Annotated in this window: 15 protein-coding genes; 3 read left to right on the forward strand and 12 right to left on the reverse strand. The window is 29.6% G+C overall.

Annotated elements, in window-relative coordinates; genetic code table 11:
* Nucleotides 1-2: 2 nt before the first annotated feature.
* Nucleotides 3-740 (reverse strand): (Fe-S)-binding protein, encoded by a 738-nt coding sequence (locus tag GQR92_RS01060; protein WP_199269203.1) that lies wholly within the window; start codon nt 738-740, stop codon nt 3-5.
* 329 nt (nt 741-1,069) lie between these two features.
* Between GQR92_RS01060 and GQR92_RS01065 the strand changes: the two genes are divergently transcribed.
* Nucleotides 1,070-2,491: a purine-cytosine permease family protein gene (locus GQR92_RS01065; RefSeq protein ID WP_158837385.1), complete on the forward strand. Its 1,422-nt coding sequence runs from the start codon at nt 1,070-1,072 to the stop codon at nt 2,489-2,491.
* A 382-nt stretch (nt 2,492-2,873) separates the two neighbouring features.
* Nucleotides 2,874-3,767, forward strand: a complete 894-nt coding sequence (locus GQR92_RS01070; RefSeq protein WP_158837386.1) for an IS1595 family transposase — start codon at nt 2,874-2,876, stop codon at nt 3,765-3,767.
* Nucleotides 3,768-4,462: 695 nt separating this feature from the next.
* Here GQR92_RS01070 and GQR92_RS01080 read toward each other — a convergent pair.
* The 9 genes from GQR92_RS01080 to GQR92_RS01120 form a co-directional block, all read right to left on the reverse strand.
* Entirely contained in the window at nt 4,463-5,242 is a 780-nt protein-coding gene (locus GQR92_RS01080; protein ID WP_158837387.1) for a YoaK family protein, read from the reverse strand.
* A 215-nt stretch (nt 5,243-5,457) separates the two neighbouring features.
* On the reverse strand, nt 5,458-6,240 hold the full coding sequence (locus GQR92_RS01085) for an anti-sigma factor (protein ID WP_158837388.1): 783 nt from the start codon (nt 6,238-6,240) through the stop codon (nt 5,458-5,460).
* A 3-nt stretch (nt 6,241-6,243) separates the two neighbouring features.
* Nucleotides 6,244-6,774, reverse strand: coding sequence for an RNA polymerase sigma factor (locus GQR92_RS01090; protein ID WP_158837389.1), 531 nt, complete (start codon nt 6,772-6,774; stop codon nt 6,244-6,246).
* 142 nt (nt 6,775-6,916) lie between these two features.
* Complete coding sequence (locus GQR92_RS01095) at nt 6,917-8,869, reverse strand: transglutaminase domain-containing protein (RefSeq protein ID WP_158837390.1); 1,953 nt, start codon at nt 8,867-8,869, stop codon at nt 6,917-6,919.
* Nucleotides 8,870-9,949 (reverse strand): exonuclease domain-containing protein, encoded by a 1,080-nt coding sequence (locus GQR92_RS01100; protein ID WP_158837391.1) that lies wholly within the window; start codon nt 9,947-9,949, stop codon nt 8,870-8,872.
* A gap of 23 nt (nt 9,950-9,972) precedes the next feature.
* Nucleotides 9,973-10,644, reverse strand: coding sequence for a YggS family pyridoxal phosphate-dependent enzyme (locus GQR92_RS01105; RefSeq protein ID WP_158837392.1), 672 nt, complete (start codon nt 10,642-10,644; stop codon nt 9,973-9,975).
* A 144-nt stretch (nt 10,645-10,788) separates the two neighbouring features.
* Nucleotides 10,789-11,742, reverse strand: coding sequence for a D-2-hydroxyacid dehydrogenase (locus GQR92_RS01110; RefSeq protein WP_158837393.1), 954 nt, complete (start codon nt 11,740-11,742; stop codon nt 10,789-10,791).
* A 79-nt stretch (nt 11,743-11,821) separates the two neighbouring features.
* The gene (serC, locus tag GQR92_RS01115; RefSeq protein ID WP_158837394.1) at nt 11,822-12,886 is read right to left on the reverse strand and encodes a 3-phosphoserine/phosphohydroxythreonine transaminase; all 1,065 of its coding nucleotides are present in this window, start codon (nt 12,884-12,886) and stop codon (nt 11,822-11,824) included.
* Between the two features lie 109 nt (nt 12,887-12,995).
* Nucleotides 12,996-14,057, reverse strand: coding sequence for an acyl-CoA reductase (locus tag GQR92_RS01120; RefSeq protein ID WP_158837395.1), 1,062 nt, complete (start codon nt 14,055-14,057; stop codon nt 12,996-12,998).
* Nucleotides 14,058-14,127: 70 nt separating this feature from the next.
* Between GQR92_RS01120 and GQR92_RS01125 the strand changes: the two genes are divergently transcribed.
* Entirely contained in the window at nt 14,128-14,478 is a 351-nt protein-coding gene (locus GQR92_RS01125) for a 4Fe-4S dicluster domain-containing protein (protein WP_158837396.1), read from the forward strand.
* Between the two features lie 212 nt (nt 14,479-14,690).
* On the opposite strand, the gene GQR92_RS01130 is transcribed toward GQR92_RS01125, so the two are convergent.
* Nucleotides 14,691-17,459 carry a TonB-dependent receptor gene (locus tag GQR92_RS01130; protein WP_158837397.1) on the reverse strand — a complete coding sequence of 923 codons (2,769 nt, stop codon included), beginning with the start codon at nt 17,457-17,459 and terminating at the stop codon, nt 14,691-14,693.
* A 161-nt stretch (nt 17,460-17,620) separates the two neighbouring features.
* Complete coding sequence (locus GQR92_RS01135) at nt 17,621-20,551, reverse strand: TonB-dependent receptor (protein ID WP_158837398.1); 2,931 nt, start codon at nt 20,549-20,551, stop codon at nt 17,621-17,623.
* Nucleotides 20,552-20,560 lie beyond the last annotated feature (9 nt).

The raw sequence follows: 20,560 nt of genomic DNA on the forward strand, positions 1-20,560 counted from the left end.
ACTTATAAACTACTATTTAATATTTCTGCAATATGCATAACCTTTAAAGGTTGTTTGTTTCTGTTGATTAAGCCTTCTAGATGCATTAAACAAGAATGATCTGCTCCGGTTATTACTTCTACATCACTATCTAAATGATCTTGAACTCTATCTTTTCCCATTTTTACAGATATTGCTTCTTCAAAAACAGAAAATGTTCCTCCAAAACCACAACATTCATCTTTTCTGCTTAAAGACATTAATTTTAGTCCTTTAACCTTATTTAATAAATCTTCTTCTGTAGAAAAATGAGGTCCCATCATTTCAGAACAAGAGCCTAGTTTTAAACCTCGTAAACCATGGCAACTTTTGTGTAAACCAACTTTGTGTGGAAAGGAAGCGCCTAAATCTTTTACATCGAGTATTTTTACTAGAAATTCACAAAGTTCATAAGCATTATTTCTAACTCTAATTACTTCGGGAGTTTGTTCTAAAATATCAAAGTGATGTTTTACATGATATATACAACTACCAGAAGGACCAACGATATAATCATATTCTTTAAAGTTTTCTACAAAAAGACTGCAGGCTCCTTTAGAATCTTCTTCATATCCAGAGTTTCCTAACGGTTGTCCGCAACAAGTTTGTCCTTGAGGATAATAAACATCTACATTTAATTTTTCTAATAACTCTAAAGTTGCAATAGCAACCTGAGGGTATAATTGATTTACATAACAGGGTATAAATAAACCTACTTTTATTTTTTTCATCTTCGTTTTGATTATTTTCAAATCATAGTTAAAGTTACACTATTCTTATAGTTTAGCTGTCCTGTTGTAACCTGAAAAGAGTCTGGTTTTCAATAATATATTCTATTATTTCTATTATTTTTTTTTTGTAAATTAGAATTTGAAGCCTATATTTTTGATAAAATAAGCTTTTGTCTATTGAAAATTAACTTATTTACTATAACCAACATAGTACAGGATAGGATTTTAAAGCCTACAGTATATTTTCGTCAAAACAATAAAATTATTCGTAGAAGTATATAGCATACTTCTTCATCTTAAAAACAATTAGAACTATAAGTATGACACAATATCACCAAGAAGAAGACATTTTAACAGAAGAGGTTGGCGGGGAATTTGAAAGAACTCCCGTACCAAAGTCTAAACTAAAAAATTGGAAAAGTTTTATAGGAATGTATGCTGGAGAACACGCTGCAGGTACAGAGTTTATGATTGGGCCATTATTTTTAACGGCCGGTGTTAGTGCTTTCGATTTAATTGTTGGCTTGTTATTTGGAAATATTTTAGCAGTATTAAGTTGGAGGTATTTAACAGCTGAAATTGCAGTAAAAAATAGACTAACGTTATATTATCAATTAGAAAAAATATGTGGTAAAAAATTAGTAACTGGTTATAATCTGGCAAACGGAATCTTATTTTGTTTTTTAGCTGGGTCTATGATAACAGTATCGGCAACAGCAGTAGGTATTCCTTTTGACATGCCCATGCCAAAACTAGACGATACATTACCAAATGGAATGACATGGGTAGTGATAGTAATTATAATTGGTGCAGTTATTTCTATAATTGCTGCAAGAGGTTATGATACGGTTACAAAAGCAGCCAATTGGATGTCTCCTATTATAGTAATTGCTTTTGTTGCTTGTGGTGTTGTTGCTTTGAGCCAATTAGGAGTGAGTAGTTTTTCTGATTTTTGGAATATTTGGGGAGAAGGAGCAGAGCCATTTCCAGGGCAAACTAAATTTACATTTTGGCATGTAGTTATTTGGTCTTGGTTTGCAAATGGAGCAATGCATGTTGGTATGTCTGATTTATCTGTATTTAGATTTGCAAAAGAAGCTAAAGCTGGTTGGGCAACTGCAGCAGGTATGTATGTTGGTCATTATATGGCATGGATAGCTGCAGCATTACTTTATGCAGTATATGTAAAATCTCCTGAAGCATTATCATTTTTAAATAACGGACAAGCGCCTCCTGTGGCTCCTGGACCTATGGCTTATAATGCTATTGGAGTTTTAGGTATTATTGCTGTAGTATTGGCAGGTTGGACTACCGCAAACCCAACAATTTATAGAGCAGGATTAGCTTTTCAAGCAATTTTACCTAAACTTTCTACTGCAAAAGTTACTATTTTAGCAGGTGTAATTGCAACTATTGCAGGATTGTTTCCCGCATTTGCAATGAAATTATTAGGTTTTGTAGCATTATATGGATTTATTTTAGCTCCGTTTGGTGCCATTATAGCCTTTGAGCACTTTTTCCATGAAAAATGGGGTATCACAAAAAACTATGCAGAAGTTGCTGGGTTACAAGTTAACAAAGCAGTTCTTTATGCTTGGGCTATTAGTTTTGGGTTATTCTATTTTATTTCTATAAAATTTGATGTTTTCTTATCTTTTGTAACACTACCATCTTGGTTGTTATGTGGTATTTTATTTATGGTATTTAGTAAATATTATCAAAAAAAATCAATAAAAAAATAATATTGTATGAAAAAAATAACACTTCCTTTTAAGTTAATATTCTTAATAATAACCCTTCCTTTTGAGTTATCTAAAGGTAAGAAGAGGAAAGTGCGAAAACGGATTAAAAGTATTTTAATGAACTTTTAATTTTTTAAAATAAATAATTAATCTTTGTAATTATAGCTGAACAATAATATATTGTTCAGCTTTTTTGTTTTGTATTATTTTCATTTTACAAATATTTTAGTATACCACTATTTCAGAACGGAGCATTATATATACCAATTAGAAGAGTTAAAGGTCTATTCTTATTTAAATAAGTTATTGTAAAACCAATATTATTGCTATAGAGGTCAGTATTTAAATTCATATCTTTAAAAACAACAAATACAGTAATATTATGAATATATTTAAAGGACAAAACCTTCTAGAGTTTGCTGATCGGTTTAAAACGGATGAAGATTGCAAGAAATACTTGGCAGATATTAAGTGGAAAGATGGATTTCAATGTGTTAAATGTGGTCATAAAAAGGCTCAAATAAGAAAAGATTTTTCACGGACATGTAATATTTGCTCTCATCAAGAATCATCTACATCAAACACACTTTTTCATAAAGTAAAGTTTGGTGTTAGAAAAGCTTTCTTTATTGTTTTTGAAATGAGTACGAGTACTAAAAGCCTTTCTGCTAGTTATGTTGCAGTTCGTTTTAGTGTAACAGAAAAGACTGCACGTTTATTTATGCTCAAAATTAGAGAAGCTATGGAAAGTAGTGGAAATAGTCCTATGACCGGTATTGTTCATGTGGATGAATTTGTTTTGGGTGGACGAGAAAAAGATAAAGTAGGAAGAAGTTATAATGCTAAGAAAAAGAAAGCTATAACTGCTGTTGAACTAACTGAAGATGGAAAAGTTAAAAGAATGTATGCCATGAGAATCGAAGATTTTTCAGCTAGTTCTTTGCAATATATTTTTGTGAATCATATCAGTCGAGAAGCTAAAGTGATAACCGACAAATGGAGAGGTTACAGACCTATTGTGAAAGCTTATAATATTACTCAAATAGAAAGTAATGGAGGTATGAATTTTAAAGCACTTCATACAATGATTCATCAAGTGAAATCTTGGATAAGAACAACGTATTCTTGGGTAAGTGACTATAATCTAAATAGATATTTTAATGAATTTTGTTTTAGAATTAATCGATCACAAAGTAAAGCAACAATATTCAATAACTTAATAACAAAAATGGTTCAAAAGGATAAAGTAGAGCAGCACAAAATTATATGTAACTAACTACTGACCTCTATATTGCTATTTAGAACATATGTTATTCTAGTGTATTTTTAGAGGTAGAGGTAGTATTAAAATACAATCTATAAATAGACGAAACCATTAAAGCTTTTAGTAGCTATTTGTTTAATCTTTTTGTAAGCTTAAAAACAACAGCTAAAAATAGACTTTATGATGAGTGACTTATTAATGCTTCTTCTGATAAAAATTTAGATGGAAGATAGGCTACTTGTTAAGTGAAATTGATTTAGAAATTGTTACACGTTATTATTAGTGTAATTTTTAAGAAACGATAAAAGCTGGTAGTAAAACTAAAAGGAGTTGTTGTTAATAGTATTGTTAGTAATTAAAAAAGTGTTTCGGGCATTTTAAATTAAGAATAAAACTTACGAATGAATAAAAAAATAAATATTTTAATAAGACTTTTTTTTCTGTGTAAATAAAAGTTTGAAAAATCCCCCCAAAAAAAACATAGAAACTGTTTAGTAGGACGTTAATGACATTATTTATAAAGTAAGAAAAGAAATAAAAGATCCTTTTAGTAAGCAAACTTTTGCAATTGTAAAAGGGAATACCAGTACACAAGAGTACCTTTATATAGTTAGGTATTTAAATTATTATCTTTAAAGGTTAAAATCTTCTAGAGTTTGCCAATCGGTTTAAAACGGATGAAGATTGCAAGACATACTTGGCAGATATTAAGTGAAAAGATATTTTAATGTGTTAAATGTTTCTTTTTGATTAGCTTTCTTTTGATTGTATTTTCTTCTGGCTTTTATTATTTGATATCTAAAATCATCAAAGAATAAGCTTACTAATAAAAGTAAAGCAGCAAAGATTAAAGTGTTTAGTTTTAAGTCTAATTTAGAATAGAAAAAACCACCAGTTAAACCGCCTGCAAAAAAGAATAAAATAATATATAAACGAAGTTTTATATTTGCTTTTAATTTTTTCCTTTTTGCGTCTAATTTAGGGAAACATAATAAAGATAAATCGATACCTAAATCTGTAAATAAACCTGTTAAATGGGTTGTTCTTACCACTGCGTTCGATATTTTAGTAACAAAAGAGTTTTGTAATCCCATTGCAAAAAGAAGTAGACAAACTAATAAATTGATAGATTCCATTTTTATAAAATCACTTAAAAGGCCTATTGATATTAAAACAAGACATTCTATAATTGTAGGTAGTACAAAGACATTTAGTTTTTTACTTTCTTTATATTTTTCTATTAAATAACTCGATAAAAAAGACCCCAATAGAAATGAGAAAATATACAGAAAATAGACGGTGCCTTTCCAAAAATTAAAATGAGCTACATCATTAATAAAGAGGGCAAAATGGCCGGTTACATTTGTGGTTAATTGTTTAAAAGCCAAATAACCTGTAACGTTTACAATTCCTGCAACAAAAGAAAGTATAGTTGCAATTCTTAAATTATGCTTTAAAGTTCTGCTTTTACCTTGATGTCTAAACATTCGTTTTTCATTTATTCTGTACTTATAACTGAAAATATTAATACGTTTTGAGCGTTTTAATAAAGAGAGTTAAGTTTAGAATTAGTGTATTGTACTAAAGTAGACAGCAAAGTTAGTTTTTTTGGATGAGAATATTCATAAATGAAAACATCTATTTATAAAAAGAAACACCTCACAAAAAGTGAGGTGTTTATAATAATATATGTTTTATTTAATTAAGAAGCTACAGCTCCTAAAGTGTATAGTTGTTCTAAATTAGGAGATTTACTACCACCTGCAGGTTCTAAAGTTATACCAAATGCTTCAGATTCATTAGCATTGTCTATGGTAAATATCTTGTTTGTATCTGCTGTAAAAGTATCTATTGTACCTAAACTTGTTGGGGTTAAAGGGCTTAATTTTAAAGACCAAACTTGGTAAACTTTTCCTTTTGGAGGTGTTGGTAAACCTTTAGCATCTAAGTAAATACTTTTTGTTTTTTTATCCCAATAAACCTTAGCATACGAATTTGGAGAAACCTTTTGACCTGCAAGAGGTACAGAAATAATATCTTTATCTCTAAAAACAGTGATTAGTTTTTCTGCTTCTGCTAAACTGTTAGATGCTTTTTCTATTTGTTGTTCTAATTGCTGTTTTTCTGTAGCAACCTGATTTTTAAGTTCTTTATTTTGAGTAACTGTCCAAACAAGTAAACTACCTATTAATACAGAAGCTGCCCAACCAGCATATTGCATCCAGTTTACTTTTGGTTTAGAAATAGAGATTACTTTAGTTTCTTCTATTTTTAATTTATTTTTAATGTCAGAAAAAGAATAAGGAGTATCTTTTTTAGCGGCTGCAGTTAATTGTGTAATTGCTTTTTCTATAGATAAGACTTCTGCCAATACTTCTGGGTATTCTTTAATTTTTGCATGCACATCCTCATTTTCCTTTTCAGAAAGCGAGCCTGCAACATACAGTTCTAAAATTCCAGATGATATGTATTCTTTTATATTCATTAATTAAACTCCAAGCATAGTACGTAATTCGCCTATACAGTTTCTGTTTCTTGTTTTTATGGTGCCAATTGGCATTTCTAATTCTTCTGAGGCTTCTTTTTGTGTAAAACCTTTAAAATATAATAATTCAATTACCGCTTTACACTTGTCTCCTAGTTTGGTAACAAACTCTTTTAAGCCAATTGTATCAGTTGCAGTATCTAAGCTTTCACTTGTTTCTAATATATCTACGAAAAAATCTGCGTTATGGTTTTGTTTAGACTGTTTAAAATTTTTAGAACGTGTATAATCAATAGCAGCATTTCTTGCTATGTTAAGTATCCATGTAAAAAAACGGCCTTTTTTAGAAGAATAAGTATCTGCTTTGTTCCAAGCTTTTATAAAGACATCTTGCGTAATTTCTTGTGCAATATCATCATTCTTAACAATATTATTTACAATTCCAGAAATACTATCACAATACATATTGTATAATTTTTCATAGGCCTTTACGTCCTTATTTTGAAATTGTAAAATTAATTGTTCTAAATCCATAAATTGTATCTGTGGCTAAAATATTGAATTAAATTGATAAGTACGGGATTATTATCATTTAATAAATTAAAAACACTCACCTTAATTATAAGTTTACTTTATTAAGCTGGTATTGAGGTTTATCCCTTAAAAATAACAGAAATTATTTCTTTTCTAAGATAATGTAACCGCTCTCTAAAATAATAATCTGTTTATAAAATTCTTTTAATGCATAATATTCTTGTACAGAATAATCTTTTTTAGAGATATTTAGTCTAACCAAAAGACTAATGGTATTTCCTTTTTGTATTGTTTTAAGTATAAAGTTACCTCCATTATTAGGGAGTGAAATAGCTTTGTTTTCTGGTAACTTTATAATGGTATAGTTTTCTGGAATTTCTAAAGTTAAATAATAATTGTTTCTTCTAGAATAACCAAAATCTACAGGATAATTTCTTTCTTTTAATTTAAATGGATTTTGTTTTAATCGATCAAAAAGAAAAGGATTAATTCTTATTTTGTTTCCTAAACTTTCATTCATTTCTAATCGTATGGTAAAGTTTTCTTCTAAATTTTTATCTAAAGCATCTAAGTTTTTAACTTTATAATCTTCTACTTCTATGTTTTCATTTTTTGCTTCAAAATCTTCTAAGTAATTTTCTTCGCTTTTTAAAGAAATCTTTTTTCTTTGTTTAGAAGCAAAATAGCCGTCTCTTCTTATTCTTAAATACCCTAAAAATGCACCTTCTTCATCTAAAGTAAGTTTAGCTGAAATATTTATAGAGGATTGATTTTTAGGTTTTAGTGTTACCCAAAAGCTTTTATCTTTATAATTAATAACTCTTGCCTCGCCATTTAGCGTTCTAACAGGAACCTCACCAAATGGAATATATTTTTCTGTAGCGTCTAAATAATAGTATTTTCCATCAATAATTGCTTGTACAATTACATAATTATAATCGTAAATAACAGGAAATAGTTTTGTGGGTACACCATTATTTCTGGTAGATAAAACTACCAAATTAGCATCTATGTTTGCTGCTTTTAAACTATTGTATAAAGAAATATTTATTTCGCCAACATCACCCGTTTTTTCTTGAAATGCATTTTTTACTTTGGCGTCTTCATTGGTCCAATAATTATCATTCCATGTAAAATGATTCGAAATAAAGCGGAACACTTTTTTAGCTCTTTCTAAGGTGTTTTCTGTTGTTAAAATTTCTTCAGAAATATATTTTTTAAAAAAACTTTTTTTGGAAGTTTGATTGTTAAAAAATTGAGATTGCAGCGCTTTATCTGCTTTTTTCCAAGTTGTGGTTAAGTCGGTGGTAACTCCGTTATACCCCGTGTTAGATTTTAAATCGAAAGAAATTCTTGAAATATAATTTTTTTTACTTAGCATATAATCCTCTTCCTTAAAAGCAGGAATATTATTCATGCCATAAGTAAAATGAGCACAATTGCCTTCTCCAATACCATCAATAATAACACACTTTTTGTCTATAGATGGTTCGTCTTTATCTAATTTTAAATAGCCAATAATTCTTATGTTATATTTGTAGTTCCCTAAAATGGATGCATCAAATTCACTTTTTATTTTTGGTATATCAGACTGAAAATACCAATCATTAATACCTAAGTACGGTGATAAAACGCTGTATTTGTATTCTATAACGGTACCTTCTTTTATATTAGGTAATGTAAACTTTTTAACCGTCCAAGTATCTCGTTCTTTAGTGGTAAAAATATCTTTGTCAGAAAGATAAGTGGTGTTCATCGTGCCTTTTTCTGTAATATTATAAGTAATGGCACTAATATCTTCTATTTTTTGTTTTTTATATAAGTTAACAGTAATGTCTGCTAAATTAAAAGAAGACTTGTTTAAAATTTTAATTCTAAAGTAGTAATCTGTTCTTGGTATTTCATCATTTTCTCTATCGGGATATCTATTTGCATGTTCATATAAAACCACGGCAGTTGCTGTAGAATCTTTATCGTAAACCGTCATTTTTAATTCGTCTAAAGTGGTTTGCCCCAATTTAGTTGATTTACTTTTTTGTGCAATTAATATACTTGATAGGAATGTAAATAGTAGGAGTAGGGTAATTTTTTTCATCTACAAGCGTATAATCTTCTGTATTTTGAATTTATTGATGTAATTCTTAACAATCGTTTTAGCCTGTATTTTGTTTTCTATAGGGGTTAAAACTGCTTTTAAAATATCTAGTTTATTTTCTTGATAGTTTAGACTTGTATAGCCATAGCCGAATACCTCATTGTTTTCTATTAAAATGATGGCATTTTCTTCTACTTCTCTACCTTTTTCTATAATAATGAAATCATCATTATTAAAGTCTTGAGTAGTTGTTTTTTGCTTCTTTTTAAAGTTAAACTTGGGTAATAATGTTTCTAGTTCAATAGAGTGTTTTAGTCGTGTAAATAATTCATTACCTGTTTTATCAAAAGAAATTGTTTGCGCTCTTTCTTGAATCTTAATAGCTCTTCTTGTTTCTTTTAAAAAGAGATTATTTACTTCTGCTTTAATGTTTTTTCCTTTACCTAAATAAATTACTTTTCCTTCTTTGTCGTGCACATAAAAAACACCTTGTATTGTAGGTATTTCCTCTATTAAAGTTCTTAGTTTTTGTTTCTGATTTCTTCTATCAAAATATTTTATAGAACTTTGTATAATGGTTTTGTTGGTGTCTTTTTCTAAAAGTAATTTAAATAATTGCACTGTTGCCAATGCGTCTCCAGACGCTCTATGTCTATCTGTCATTGGTATTCCTAAAGAACGTATTAGTTTACCTAAACTGTAAGAGGGTTGGTCTAAAATTAATTTCTGACTTAATTCTACCGTACACAATGTATTTCTATTAAAGTCATAACCTAATCGATCAAATTCTGTACTTAGAATCCTATAATCGAAAGTAGTGTTATGTGCAACCAGAATACAATCTGAAGTAATTTCTATAATCCGCTTTGCAACCTCATAAAATTTGGGTGCGTTTTTAAGCATTTTATTATTGATTCCTGTCAGTTTTACTACAAATTCTTGAATCGGTTTTTCTGGGTTTACGAGGCTAATAAATTGGTCTACTGTAGTGTGACCATCAAATTTATAAATGGCAATTTCTGTGATGCCTTCTTCATTAAATTTACCTCCTGTAGTTTCTATATCTAAAATTGCGTACAAAGTCTTCTTCTTTAACGATAAAATTACGCATTATAATTTCTATGACCAAATATAGAGCTACCAACTCTTACCATAGTACTGCCATTTTTTATAGCTAGCAGGTAATCTCCGCTCATTCCCATAGACAATGTTTTTAAGTTACAGTTTATAGCGCTAATTTGTGTTTTTTTGATATCGAAAAAGGATTTTAGTGATGAAAATTCTTCTTGTAATTGTTGTTGATTGTCTGTAAATGTAGCCATTCCCATAAAACCAATAATTTTTATATTTTCTAATGTAGAGAATTCTTCTGATGATAAAATTTCTTCAATTTCATCAAAAGAAAGTCCAAATTTGGTTTCTTCTTTGGCTATTTTTACTTGCAACAAACAATCAATAACTCTGTTATGTTTTTTTGCTTGTTTGTTTATTTCTTTTAATGTTGAAATTTTATCTACTCCATGAATTAAATTTACAAAATGTGCCATGTATTTTACCTTGTTACTTTGCAAATGACCAATCATGTGCCATTGTATGTCTTTTGGTAAAGCATCATATTTATCAACCATTTCCTGAATTTTATTCTCCCCAAAAATGCGTTGACCAGCAGCATAAGCTTCTTGTAGGTCTTCTATTGGTTTGGTTTTAGAAACAGCAACTAAGGTTACCGTTTCTGGAATTGATTTTTTTATTGCTGATAGGTTTTCTTTAATCATGTATTGAATCTTTTTTTTAAAATTGTTCTCGATACAATTTTTTAGTTCCTCAAAAATCACTCGAATTGATATGTTGCCAACTGTTACTTGGAGTGGTTTTTTTTTGAGGAAAAAATTGTATCGAGAAGTTTTTAATTCATAAAATTAATTTTTCAATAAAGCTATAATTTGATGTGCCAATTCTACACCAATTCTATCTTGTGCTTCTTTGGTTGCTGCACCAATATGTGGAGTTAAAGAAATTTCTGGATTCATTAATAATTGAACTGCAGGTGATGGTTCTGTTTCAAAAACATCTAACCCAGCAAATTGTACTTTACCACTTTCAATTGCTTTTACTAAATCTACTTCGTGTAAAATTCCTCCTCTTGCCGTATTTATAATACCAACTCCATCTTTCATTTTTTCAATTTCTAATGCAGAGATAACGTAACCTTCTTGTTCTGGTATGTGTAATGTAATAAAATCAGACTCTTTTAAAAGTTCTTCTTTATCTACAGTATCAATAACAAAAGTAGTTTTTTGACCGTTAAAAAACTCTAATGTAATAGGTGCGCTGGTTACCTTATCGTCGGTAGCCAAAACATTCATACCAATACCAATAGCAATTTTTGCAACTTCTTGTCCAATGCGTCCAAAACCAATAATACCAATGGTTTTTCCTCTTAATTCAATTCCTTCAGAATACGCTTTTTTTAATTCTTTAAAACGAGAATCTCCTTCTAAAGGCATTTCTCTATTAGAAGAATGTAAAAAACGTACCATACCAAAAAGGTGTGCAAAAACTAATTCGGCTACAGATTCAGAGGAAGCTGCAGGGGTATTAATTACTTGTAAACCATTGTCTTCTGCGTAATCTACATCAATATTATCTAAACCAACACCACCACGTCCTATTAACTTTAAACTAGGGCAAGCTTCTATTAACTCTTGTCTTACTTGTGTAGCACTTCTTACTAAAATTGCATCAATACTGTTTTCATTGATATAATTTTCTAACTGGTTTTGAGCTACTTTTATGTTTAGTACTTCAAAACCTGCTTTTTCTAAAGCGTTAATTCCGCCTTCAGAAATTCCATCGTTTGCTAATATCTTCATTCTTAAATATGTTCAAAATTTAAAATTTATAGTTCAAAGTTTATTAATACTCAAAATTTTGAATATTAAATTTAAAACTTTAAGCCTTTTTTTCTAGAGCTTGCATTACATCAACCAAAGCTTGTACACTATATAAAGGTAAAGCGTTGTACATACTAGCTCTATAACCACCAACACTTCTGTGTCCGTTTATACCGCTAATACCTGCATCTGCCCACATTTTATTAAACTTCTCAGTTAAAGATTCATCAGTTAAAACAAAAGTTGCATTCATTGTACTTCTATCTTCCTTTGCAACAACTCCTTTAAATAAAGGGTTTCTGTCGATTTCATTATATAAAAGTGCTGCTTTTTTATTGTTTACTTCCTCAATAAATTTAACGCCACCTAAATCTTTTAACCATTGTAATGTTAACATAGATACATACACAGCAAATACAGAAGGTGTATTAAACATACTGTCTTTATCTATATGAATTTGATAGTTTAACATAGAAGGGATGTGTCTTTCTACTTTACCTAAAATATCTTCTTTAATAATCACTAAAGTTGCTCCTGCAGGTCCCATGTTTTTTTGAGCACCAGCATAAATTAAGTCGAATTTTTCAAAATCTAATTGACGAGAAAAAATATCTGAACTCATATCACAAACCAAAGAAACATCGGTTTCCGGAAAGTTTTTCATTTGTGTACCAGCAACGGTATTGTTACTTGTACAGTGAAAATAATCTGCATCTTCAGGAATCGTATATCCCTTAGGTATATAATTATATCCTTTGTCTTTAGAAGAACCAACTTCTACAACCTCACCAAAAGCTTTTGCTTCTTTTTGAGCTTTATCTGCCCAAGTTCCTGTATTTAAATATGCTGCTTTTTTATTTAATAAATTATATGCAACCATTAAAAACTCTAAGCTTGCACCACCTTGTAAAAACAACGCTTGATATCCTTTATTTTCTAATCCTAATAACTCTAAAGCTAAAGAACGCGCTTTTTCTATTACTTCTACAAAAGGTTTACTTCTGTGAGAAATTTCTATTAATGATAAATTATCATCGTTAAAATTTAAGATTGCTTCTGATGCTTTTTGCAACACTTCTTGTGGTAAAATACAAGGACCAGCACTAAAATTATGTTTTTTCATACTCTTAAGTTCAATTATTTAATGTTTTAGATTCAAAGTTGTAACACTTTGCAAACTTTGCGAAAAACTTAGCGTCTTCGCGGTTAATTTTAAAATTCCTCTGCAAGGATTATATCGTTGATAAAAATTCTAATGTATTAACTCCATCTGCGTAATCTGTTAACTGAGGGTGTTGTGTTTGCCCAAAAGCTACTTCATTTTCTATAAAGTCTTTTGCAACAATACACTGAATCTTTTCTCTATCTTGATGTAATTTTATTTTTAAATCTATTTCGTTATCATAATATTCGTAAAATACGGTTGCAATAGGGGAGGCGTAGCTTTCATCTTCCTTAATCATTAGAAATCCGTTTTCTAACAAATCAAACAAGCTCATTAAATATACAGCTTTGTTATAATCGTAATTATTAGCGTATTTGGCATTATCAATCATGTGTTTCTTGGCGTACATTCCGGTAAAGAAAGCATCAAAATTATAACCTTTAGGAACGTATAGTTTAGAAACAGATCTACAACCTAAGCCGAAATAGTGAAAAACATCATCAGATAATTTAATAAAATCTTCTTCTGTTTCTTTTCCGGTGATTACAGCAACAGAATTTCTGCTTTTTCTGATAATATTTGGTTTGTTTTTAAAGTAATATTCAAAATAACGCGCCGTATTATCACTTCCTGTAGCAATTACAGCATCAAAATCTGTCAGTTTTTCTTCTGTAAAAGTAATTTTACCCTTAAAATAGGAGTCAACATACTCTAAATACTTGGCTAAAAATGGTAATAAATGTTTATCGTTAGAAGATTGTTTTACCAATACCTCATGTCCCGAAATTAATACGGATAAGAAATCGTGAAATCCAACCAAAGGAACGTTACCCGCCATAATAATGGCAACTTTTTTAGATGGATTGTTGTTTAATTTAACATCTTTAGAAAAGTGTGTTAAATTGCTTTCTGTTAGCGCTTTACTCCAAGATTCAAAAGTAAGACGTATGTTTTCTTTTGTAAACCAAGAGTTATTTTCATGAGCTAATTTTATTTGATGTAGAAAACCATCAAAAAATATTTCATTATGTTCAATACTATCGATTTTTTTTATATTATCGATAGAAAACTGTCGTAAAAAGTCGCCTAATTTTACGAATGCAGTAATTCTGTTTTGAATACTATTCATTTATTTTGGTTGTCTATAATATTGGCTTTATTTTTGCAACTGCAAAGGTACAAAAACAGAACAGAAAATTATGGCAATTATAATAACAGATGAATGTATAAATTGTGGGGCATGTGAACCAGAATGTCCTAACACTGCAATTTACGAAGGAGCTGACGATTGGAAATATTCTGATGGAACAGATTTAAAAGGAAAAGCGGTTTTACCAAGTGGTAAGTCTGTAAACGCCGATGAAGATCAAGAACCTGTTTCTGATGAAATTTATTACATCGTTCCAGATAAGTGTACAGAATGTAAAGGTTTTCATGATGAGCCACAATGTGCTGCAGTATGTCCTGTAGATTGTTGTGTACCAGATGATGACGTTGTAGAAACAGAAGAAGAGCTGTTAGAGAAACAACGTTTTATGCATAATGAATAGATGCTAAACTTTTAGAAATAATAATCTATATTTTTAAATTAGATATAAAAAATCCCGAATTTACTTCGGGATTTTTTGTGTGTATTATTATTTTAATAAAAAATAATGCTATCAATAACATTAAAAATATAATCTATTAATATTAAAAACCCCCAAGCTTAAAAACTTGGGGTTTCTGTTTTTAAATAATCAACTTAAAAGAACTCTTAAGTTTAAAATTGATAATTAAATGATAGGTTAAACATAGTTCCTAATTGACTAAAGTGAGAACCATCATAAGTTGTTGTAGCATAACGATTGTTAAAAGTAATTGCATTAGAATTATTTTCTAGCGCTGTTAAACCAGTACTAGTAATTGATGTATCATCAATAATAGCTTGTCCTGCTGCATTTTCTGCTTTAAACGCCCATTCTGGAAGAATGTTAAATAAGTTATTAATATTTAAAGCAATTGTTATTTTTTCAGTTGCATTAAAGTTAATACCTAAATCTGTAACTATTTTTGGCGTAAACTCTGTTCTTAAATCATTACTCATAAACTTTTGTTTAAAAGTAGTTTTACCAAAGTATGTGTTGTTTAAAGAGAAACCGAATTTATTAATATCATAGTTTGCACCTAAAATCCATTTTGTTTTTGGTCTAGATGTAAACATTAATGCTTCTGTAGATCTATCTAAAACAGCATAACTATTTCCGTCTTCACCTACAATAGTAGGGATATCATTTGTTCTGTCATTTTCTATAGTATAGTTACCAGATAAGTTAAAAGCTAATTTACCATCACCTATTTCTATACCTTTAAAGTTAGAAACAAAATCAATACCAGAAGTTGTAGTGTTTAATCCGTTAATAAAGAATTGGTTTCCAGCAATTGGATTTGTAAAAATAATTCTATCATCAACATCAATTTTATAGTAATCTAAAGTAAAGCTAAAGTTTCTTGATGGTCTAGCACCAAAACCAATCGTAAAGTTTGTAGACTCTTCTGGTTTTAAACTAGGTATACCTAATGCTCTTGCTTTTGGAGATACATTATTAACAATTCCGTTTATTTCAATTCCACCATCTTCAGCAAAAGAATATTGTAATTTTTCTGTATAAATTTGGTGTAAAGTTGGTGCTCTAAATCCTGTAGAAACAGATGCTCTAATAGTATATTTATCATCTGCAAATTTATAACGAGAACTAGCTTTCCAAACAAAAGTGTTTCCGAAATCTGAATAATTTTCTCCCCTAACAGTACCATTGATCAAAAAGTCTTCAGAAATATCCCAAGCTAAATCAAAATATCCACCAACGTTATATCTATTAAAGTTTCCGGAGTTTATAAGGTCATTTCCTGCAAAAGAATCTGAACCTCCACCTTCATAAGAAGCAACGTCTCCTTCAATAATTTCGAAGTTTTCTGTTCTAAATTCTGCTCCAAATGCAATTGCCACTTTATCAGATAATATTTTAGAAAGATCTAAGTTTCCTACAATATGGTTAAAAGAAGTTCCACCAGGGTTAAAACTAGTAGTACTGTTTTCTCTATACTTGTTGTTGTTATAGGTAACTTCTCCATCATCAACTAGTGTGTTGTTGTTCGTATCCGTCCAAATAGGGTCTGTAAGTGTATAAGAACTATTATGAGAATTGTTTACATTATAATTTTGAGAGTTACCACCAAAAGTGATACTAGAATCTATATTCCAATCATTAATAACTTTTTTTAGACCTAATGTTGCATTATAATCATTTAAGATACCTTCAAAAGTAGGTACATATCCATCAAAACCACCCGCATTTGTAGGGTGATCACCAGGAAATAAATCAGCTAAATAAGGTTCTGTAACTACTGATTTCCAATATGGAGTTCTGTAGTTTGCAAAAGAATTTACTTTTTTAAATACATAAGCAGCATTAAAATATAATTTTGAAGTTTCGCTTAAATCATATCCACCATTAATTAAAAATTTAGCAGCTGCAGTTTCTGGAGAACCGTTAATGTTATTAGCATCTGGGTTTCTAGATAAAAATTCTTGTACATCACCTAAATTAGCACCAAACTCATTAGCTTCTCCTAATGCACTAACCGTACCTGGTCTGTTTGCTAAACTTGTTTTAGAGAAATCGACAGTATAGTTTATAAAACCTTTGTCATCACCAATTGAAAAACCGTTATTAACAGAAACACCAAACATTTCTCCATCACCTTCAGAAGTTAAACCTGTTCTTAATGTAGCAGAACCTCCGTCTGATGCATCTTTTAAAATAATATTCATAACTCCCGCAATTGCATCAGAACCATATTGAGCAGAAGCTCCGTCTCTTAAAATTTCAATAGATTTAATTGCGTCTGTTGGAATGGCAGAAATATCTGCACCTGTTTCACCACGTCCAGGAGAATCTTGAGTGTATAATAAAGCACTTAAGTTTTTACGTTTACCATTAATTAATATTAATGTTCTACTTGGTCCCATATTTCTAATTTCATACGGGTCTAATAAAGAAGTTGCATCATTTACTGGAGTTTGTACCGTGTTAAATGAAGGTATTTTGTATTGTAATGCTTTATCAAAACTTGTTTGCCCAGTAGATGTTAAATCTTTAGCAGATACTACATCTATAGGTAAAGGACTTTTGGTATTAGATCTAGAAGGTGTTCTAGAACCTGTTACTACCACTTCGTCTAAAGCATTGTCTTCATTAACAACAATTGTTAAAAAAGATTGGTCATTAACTTTTACAGATTTTGTTTCAAAACCCATAGAAGATACTGTTAATGTTACTGGTAAACTTTTTACAGTTATAGAGAATAAACCATTGTCATTAGAAACAATACCGTTAGATCTGTTTCCTTTTTGAATAATGTTCATATAAGGTAAACCTTCACCAGATGAATCCGTTACTTTACCTTTAATTGTTTGTGCCATGAATCCTAAAGGAAACATAAACAAAAAAGTAATTGTGCAAAATTTTAATAAATACTTTTGTTTCATAAATATAATTATTGGTTCATAAATTTGTTAGTTGAGTCTCTTACATTTTAAGTGGTTATTAAGAGCTCATTTATTATATAAGGAAGAAAACAAAAAAGTATACTCTTTAAAAATGAGTTTTTTTTAAAGAAAGTGCTAAAATAAAAATAGTATGATACATTTTAGAGCTTAATATTTAGTTTAGTGTAGTAAAATGAGCCATTCGTTCCCATTTGTGTAGCGTCCCATAAACCACCACTATCTGTATGGTTATTTTGGTTGGTGGGGTAGATGTTAAACAAGTTATCTGCACCTAATTGTAGGTTAACTGTTTTATTTAATTGATAACTAAAATGTAAGTCTGTTGTTATTTTTGGTTGATAAATGTCTGTAGCAGCTTCTAACCTTTCTAATTCAGAATTATTAAAATTAGATAAGTCTTGGCCTATTTGCCAATCTATTAATTTTACTTCACTAAACCTTGTTAGGTTTAAAGATATTTTTAATTTTTTGTACTCGTAATTTAATCCCAAGTTAAATTTGCTTTTTGGTGCCGATGCTAATAGAAATTGTTGATCTCTTTTACCGAAAAAAGTTTCTTTATCTAGTTCTTTATTTTTTATATTAGTAATACTCATGTGGTTAATGTTACCAGATAAATCAACAGAAAATATGTTGTTTTCAAAACTTTTTTTCCAGTTTAAAACCAAATCTACCCCCGTTGTTTTGGTATCTACACCATTTGCAAAAAATTGTACATTATTTACATCAAAACCAAGTGTTGTTGCATCAAAGTTTCCACTTAAAATTATTCGATCTTTAATGTGAACAAAGTAAGTATCTACAGAAGCTTTTAAATTTGAACTGAGTTTAGAGGTAAAGCCAAAACTAAAATTCTTAGCTTTTTCTTCTTTTAGATTATCAATGTTAAATCTTCTTGCAATTGGACTATTATTTGCCACTAATAATGATTCTGTTGGTTTATTACCAATAAAATTAGTAAATGTTAAATTATAATAGATTTGTGCTAAAGATGGGGCTCTAAAACCTGTGCTATAAGAACTACGAAGATTAAATTTCTTATTTATTTTATATCTAGAAGCTAATTTGTAATTTAAGGTACTTCCAAAATCACTGTAATATTCATAACGTAAGGCAGCACCTAACATAAGGTTTTTAGAAAAATCTATTTCTGTATCGGCATAAATACTAAAGTTAGACCTGTTTCTATCTACTTCATTTTCTGGGGCATAACCAGGAAAACCTTGAGAGCCTCCAGGTCTCATAATGCCATTGTATGTTTTGTAATCTTCAATAGGAGTTAGGTTTGTTATTAAATTACCATTAATATCATAACTAGCGTAGGACGCTTCTTCTCCTGCAAAAATTTTATATTTATCTAAACGATATTCTAAGCCTAAGGCAATATTAAACCCATAAGTAGTGGTATCAAAATATTTAGAAAAATCAATGCTTGTAGTATTTTGTATTAATTGATGACCACCAGCATCAAATTCTGTAGGTGAGTTTTCTAAAAGTGTTGCATTTAAAGTGTTTTTTATAAAATAATGAAAATTATTTCTTCCAAAAGTGTTATTTACATCAACGTTCCAGTCTTTAAAATAGGTAATCAATCCAAATGATAAAGAATTATCAAGAATATTAGAGGTAATTAAAGGGTTAAATCCGTTCTGATAAATTTCTAATACGTTTCTTTCACTGTCTGGTCTTCTGGTAAAAGCGTATGCTTCTGTATTCTTATAATTAAGTCCACCATTTATATATAATTTAGTGTTTTTATAAATAGGAATTTCAGAATTTAGAAAAAGACTTGCGTTTTTTACAGCAGCTTGCCCAAATTTTTCTCTTGCAAATGTACCCGGTCTTAAGGTGTTGTCTACAGATAGTGCTTCTACGGTGAAGTTTATAAAACCACCTTCGCTAATTTTAGTTCCGTAATTTAAAGCTAATTTAGATGTAAAACCATCTGTTTTAGTAGGTAAAAAACGATTGCTATTTGCATTATGAAAACCTAAAGTAGAATTTACATTTAGTTCATTATCTGTATCTTTTAAAACAATATTTAAAACTCCCGCAATAGCATCAGAGCCATATTGGGCAGATGCACCGTCTCGTAATAATTCTATTCTTTTTATGGCTGAAATAGGAATTGCATTTAAATCGGTACCAGAATTTCCTCTTCCTCTTGTTCCATATAAATTGATTAAAGATGCTTGATGTCTTCTTTTTCCGTTGATTAAAACCAAGGTTTGATCTGGTCCTAGACCTCTAATTGTTGCAGGATCTATATGATCTGCACCATCAGCACCAGATTGTTTTGTAGCGTTAAAAGAAGGAATAGCGTATTGTAAAAACTGATTAATTTCTACTTGACTACTTTTTGTTGCTGTTTCTTCGATATCAATAAAATCGATAGCAACGGGAGTATCATTGGCAACTCTATTTTTATTTCTAGAACCTATAAGTTGTACTTCATCTAATTGCTGACCAGATAATAAAACGATGGTATTAAATGTGTTTGTATTTAGCTGTAAGGTTTTAGAGTTGTGGCCAATAAAGCTAATGGTAATATTGTTTTTATCTTTAATTTCAAACTCAAAAGTACCATCTCTTTTTGTTGTTGTACCTTTTAAAGATTCTAATTCTTGCAGTGTTGCGCCACTAAGCGGTGTATTGTCAGAACTTAAAACGATTCCTCTAACAATAGATTTATTTTCTTTATAAGCACTGTTGGTAGTTTTAGAAAGATTTACTCTTGCTTTATGAATAAACCTCTTTTTAGAAGTGATATCCCTTAGGTAAATAACATAATAATTATTCCCTAAATCATCAAATAGAAAAGGAGTAAGTTTTTCTAATAATGAAATGGATTCATTTATAGATAAGTTTACAAAACCTTCTTTTTGGATGTATTTATTGTCTAGTAAGTTTGCATTGTAGGTAAAGAATATTTTATGCTCATTACTAATTTGATCTAGTAAAGTAGCTAAAGGAATCCGCTCTTTTTTTATGCTTTGAGCAACTAGTGTTTGATACGTAAAAGTTGCAAAAACAAGTAATATCAGTTTTATATATACAGATTTTTGAATCATTTACTGATT

The sequence above is a fragment of the Polaribacter sp. L3A8 genome (assembly GCF_009796785.1).
Taxonomy (GTDB): domain Bacteria; phylum Bacteroidota; class Bacteroidia; order Flavobacteriales; family Flavobacteriaceae; genus Polaribacter.

What these genes read in the sequence shown, in the direction of transcription:
- GQR92_RS01065 (WP_158837385.1), top strand. Translation starts at nt 1,070, where the DNA reads ATGACACAATATCACCAAGAAGAAGACATTTTAACAGAAGAGGTTGGC.
- GQR92_RS01070 (WP_158837386.1), top strand. Translation starts at nt 2,874, where the DNA reads ATGAATATATTTAAAGGACAAAACCTTCTAGAGTTTGCTGATCGGTTT.
- GQR92_RS01080 (WP_158837387.1), bottom strand. Translation starts at nt 5,242, where the DNA reads ATGTTTAGACATCAAGGTAAAAGCAGAACTTTAAAGCATAATTTAAGA.
- GQR92_RS01085 (WP_158837388.1), bottom strand. Translation starts at nt 6,240, where the DNA reads ATGAATATAAAAGAATACATATCATCTGGAATTTTAGAACTGTATGTT.
- GQR92_RS01090 (WP_158837389.1), bottom strand. Translation starts at nt 6,774, where the DNA reads ATGGATTTAGAACAATTAATTTTACAATTTCAAAATAAGGACGTAAAG.
- GQR92_RS01095 (WP_158837390.1), bottom strand. Translation starts at nt 8,869, where the DNA reads ATGAAAAAAATTACCCTACTCCTACTATTTACATTCCTATCAAGTATA.
- GQR92_RS01105 (WP_158837392.1), bottom strand. Translation starts at nt 10,644, where the DNA reads ATGATTAAAGAAAACCTATCAGCAATAAAAAAATCAATTCCAGAAACG.
- GQR92_RS01110 (WP_158837393.1), bottom strand. Translation starts at nt 11,742, where the DNA reads ATGAAGATATTAGCAAACGATGGAATTTCTGAAGGCGGAATTAACGCT.
- serC (WP_158837394.1), bottom strand. Translation starts at nt 12,886, where the DNA reads ATGAAAAAACATAATTTTAGTGCTGGTCCTTGTATTTTACCACAAGAA.
- GQR92_RS01120 (WP_158837395.1), bottom strand. Translation starts at nt 14,057, where the DNA reads ATGAATAGTATTCAAAACAGAATTACTGCATTCGTAAAATTAGGCGAC.
- GQR92_RS01125 (WP_158837396.1), top strand. Translation starts at nt 14,128, where the DNA reads ATGGCAATTATAATAACAGATGAATGTATAAATTGTGGGGCATGTGAA.
- GQR92_RS01130 (WP_158837397.1), bottom strand. Translation starts at nt 17,459, where the DNA reads ATGAAACAAAAGTATTTATTAAAATTTTGCACAATTACTTTTTTGTTT.
- GQR92_RS01135 (WP_158837398.1), bottom strand. Translation starts at nt 20,551, where the DNA reads ATGATTCAAAAATCTGTATATATAAAACTGATATTACTTGTTTTTGCA.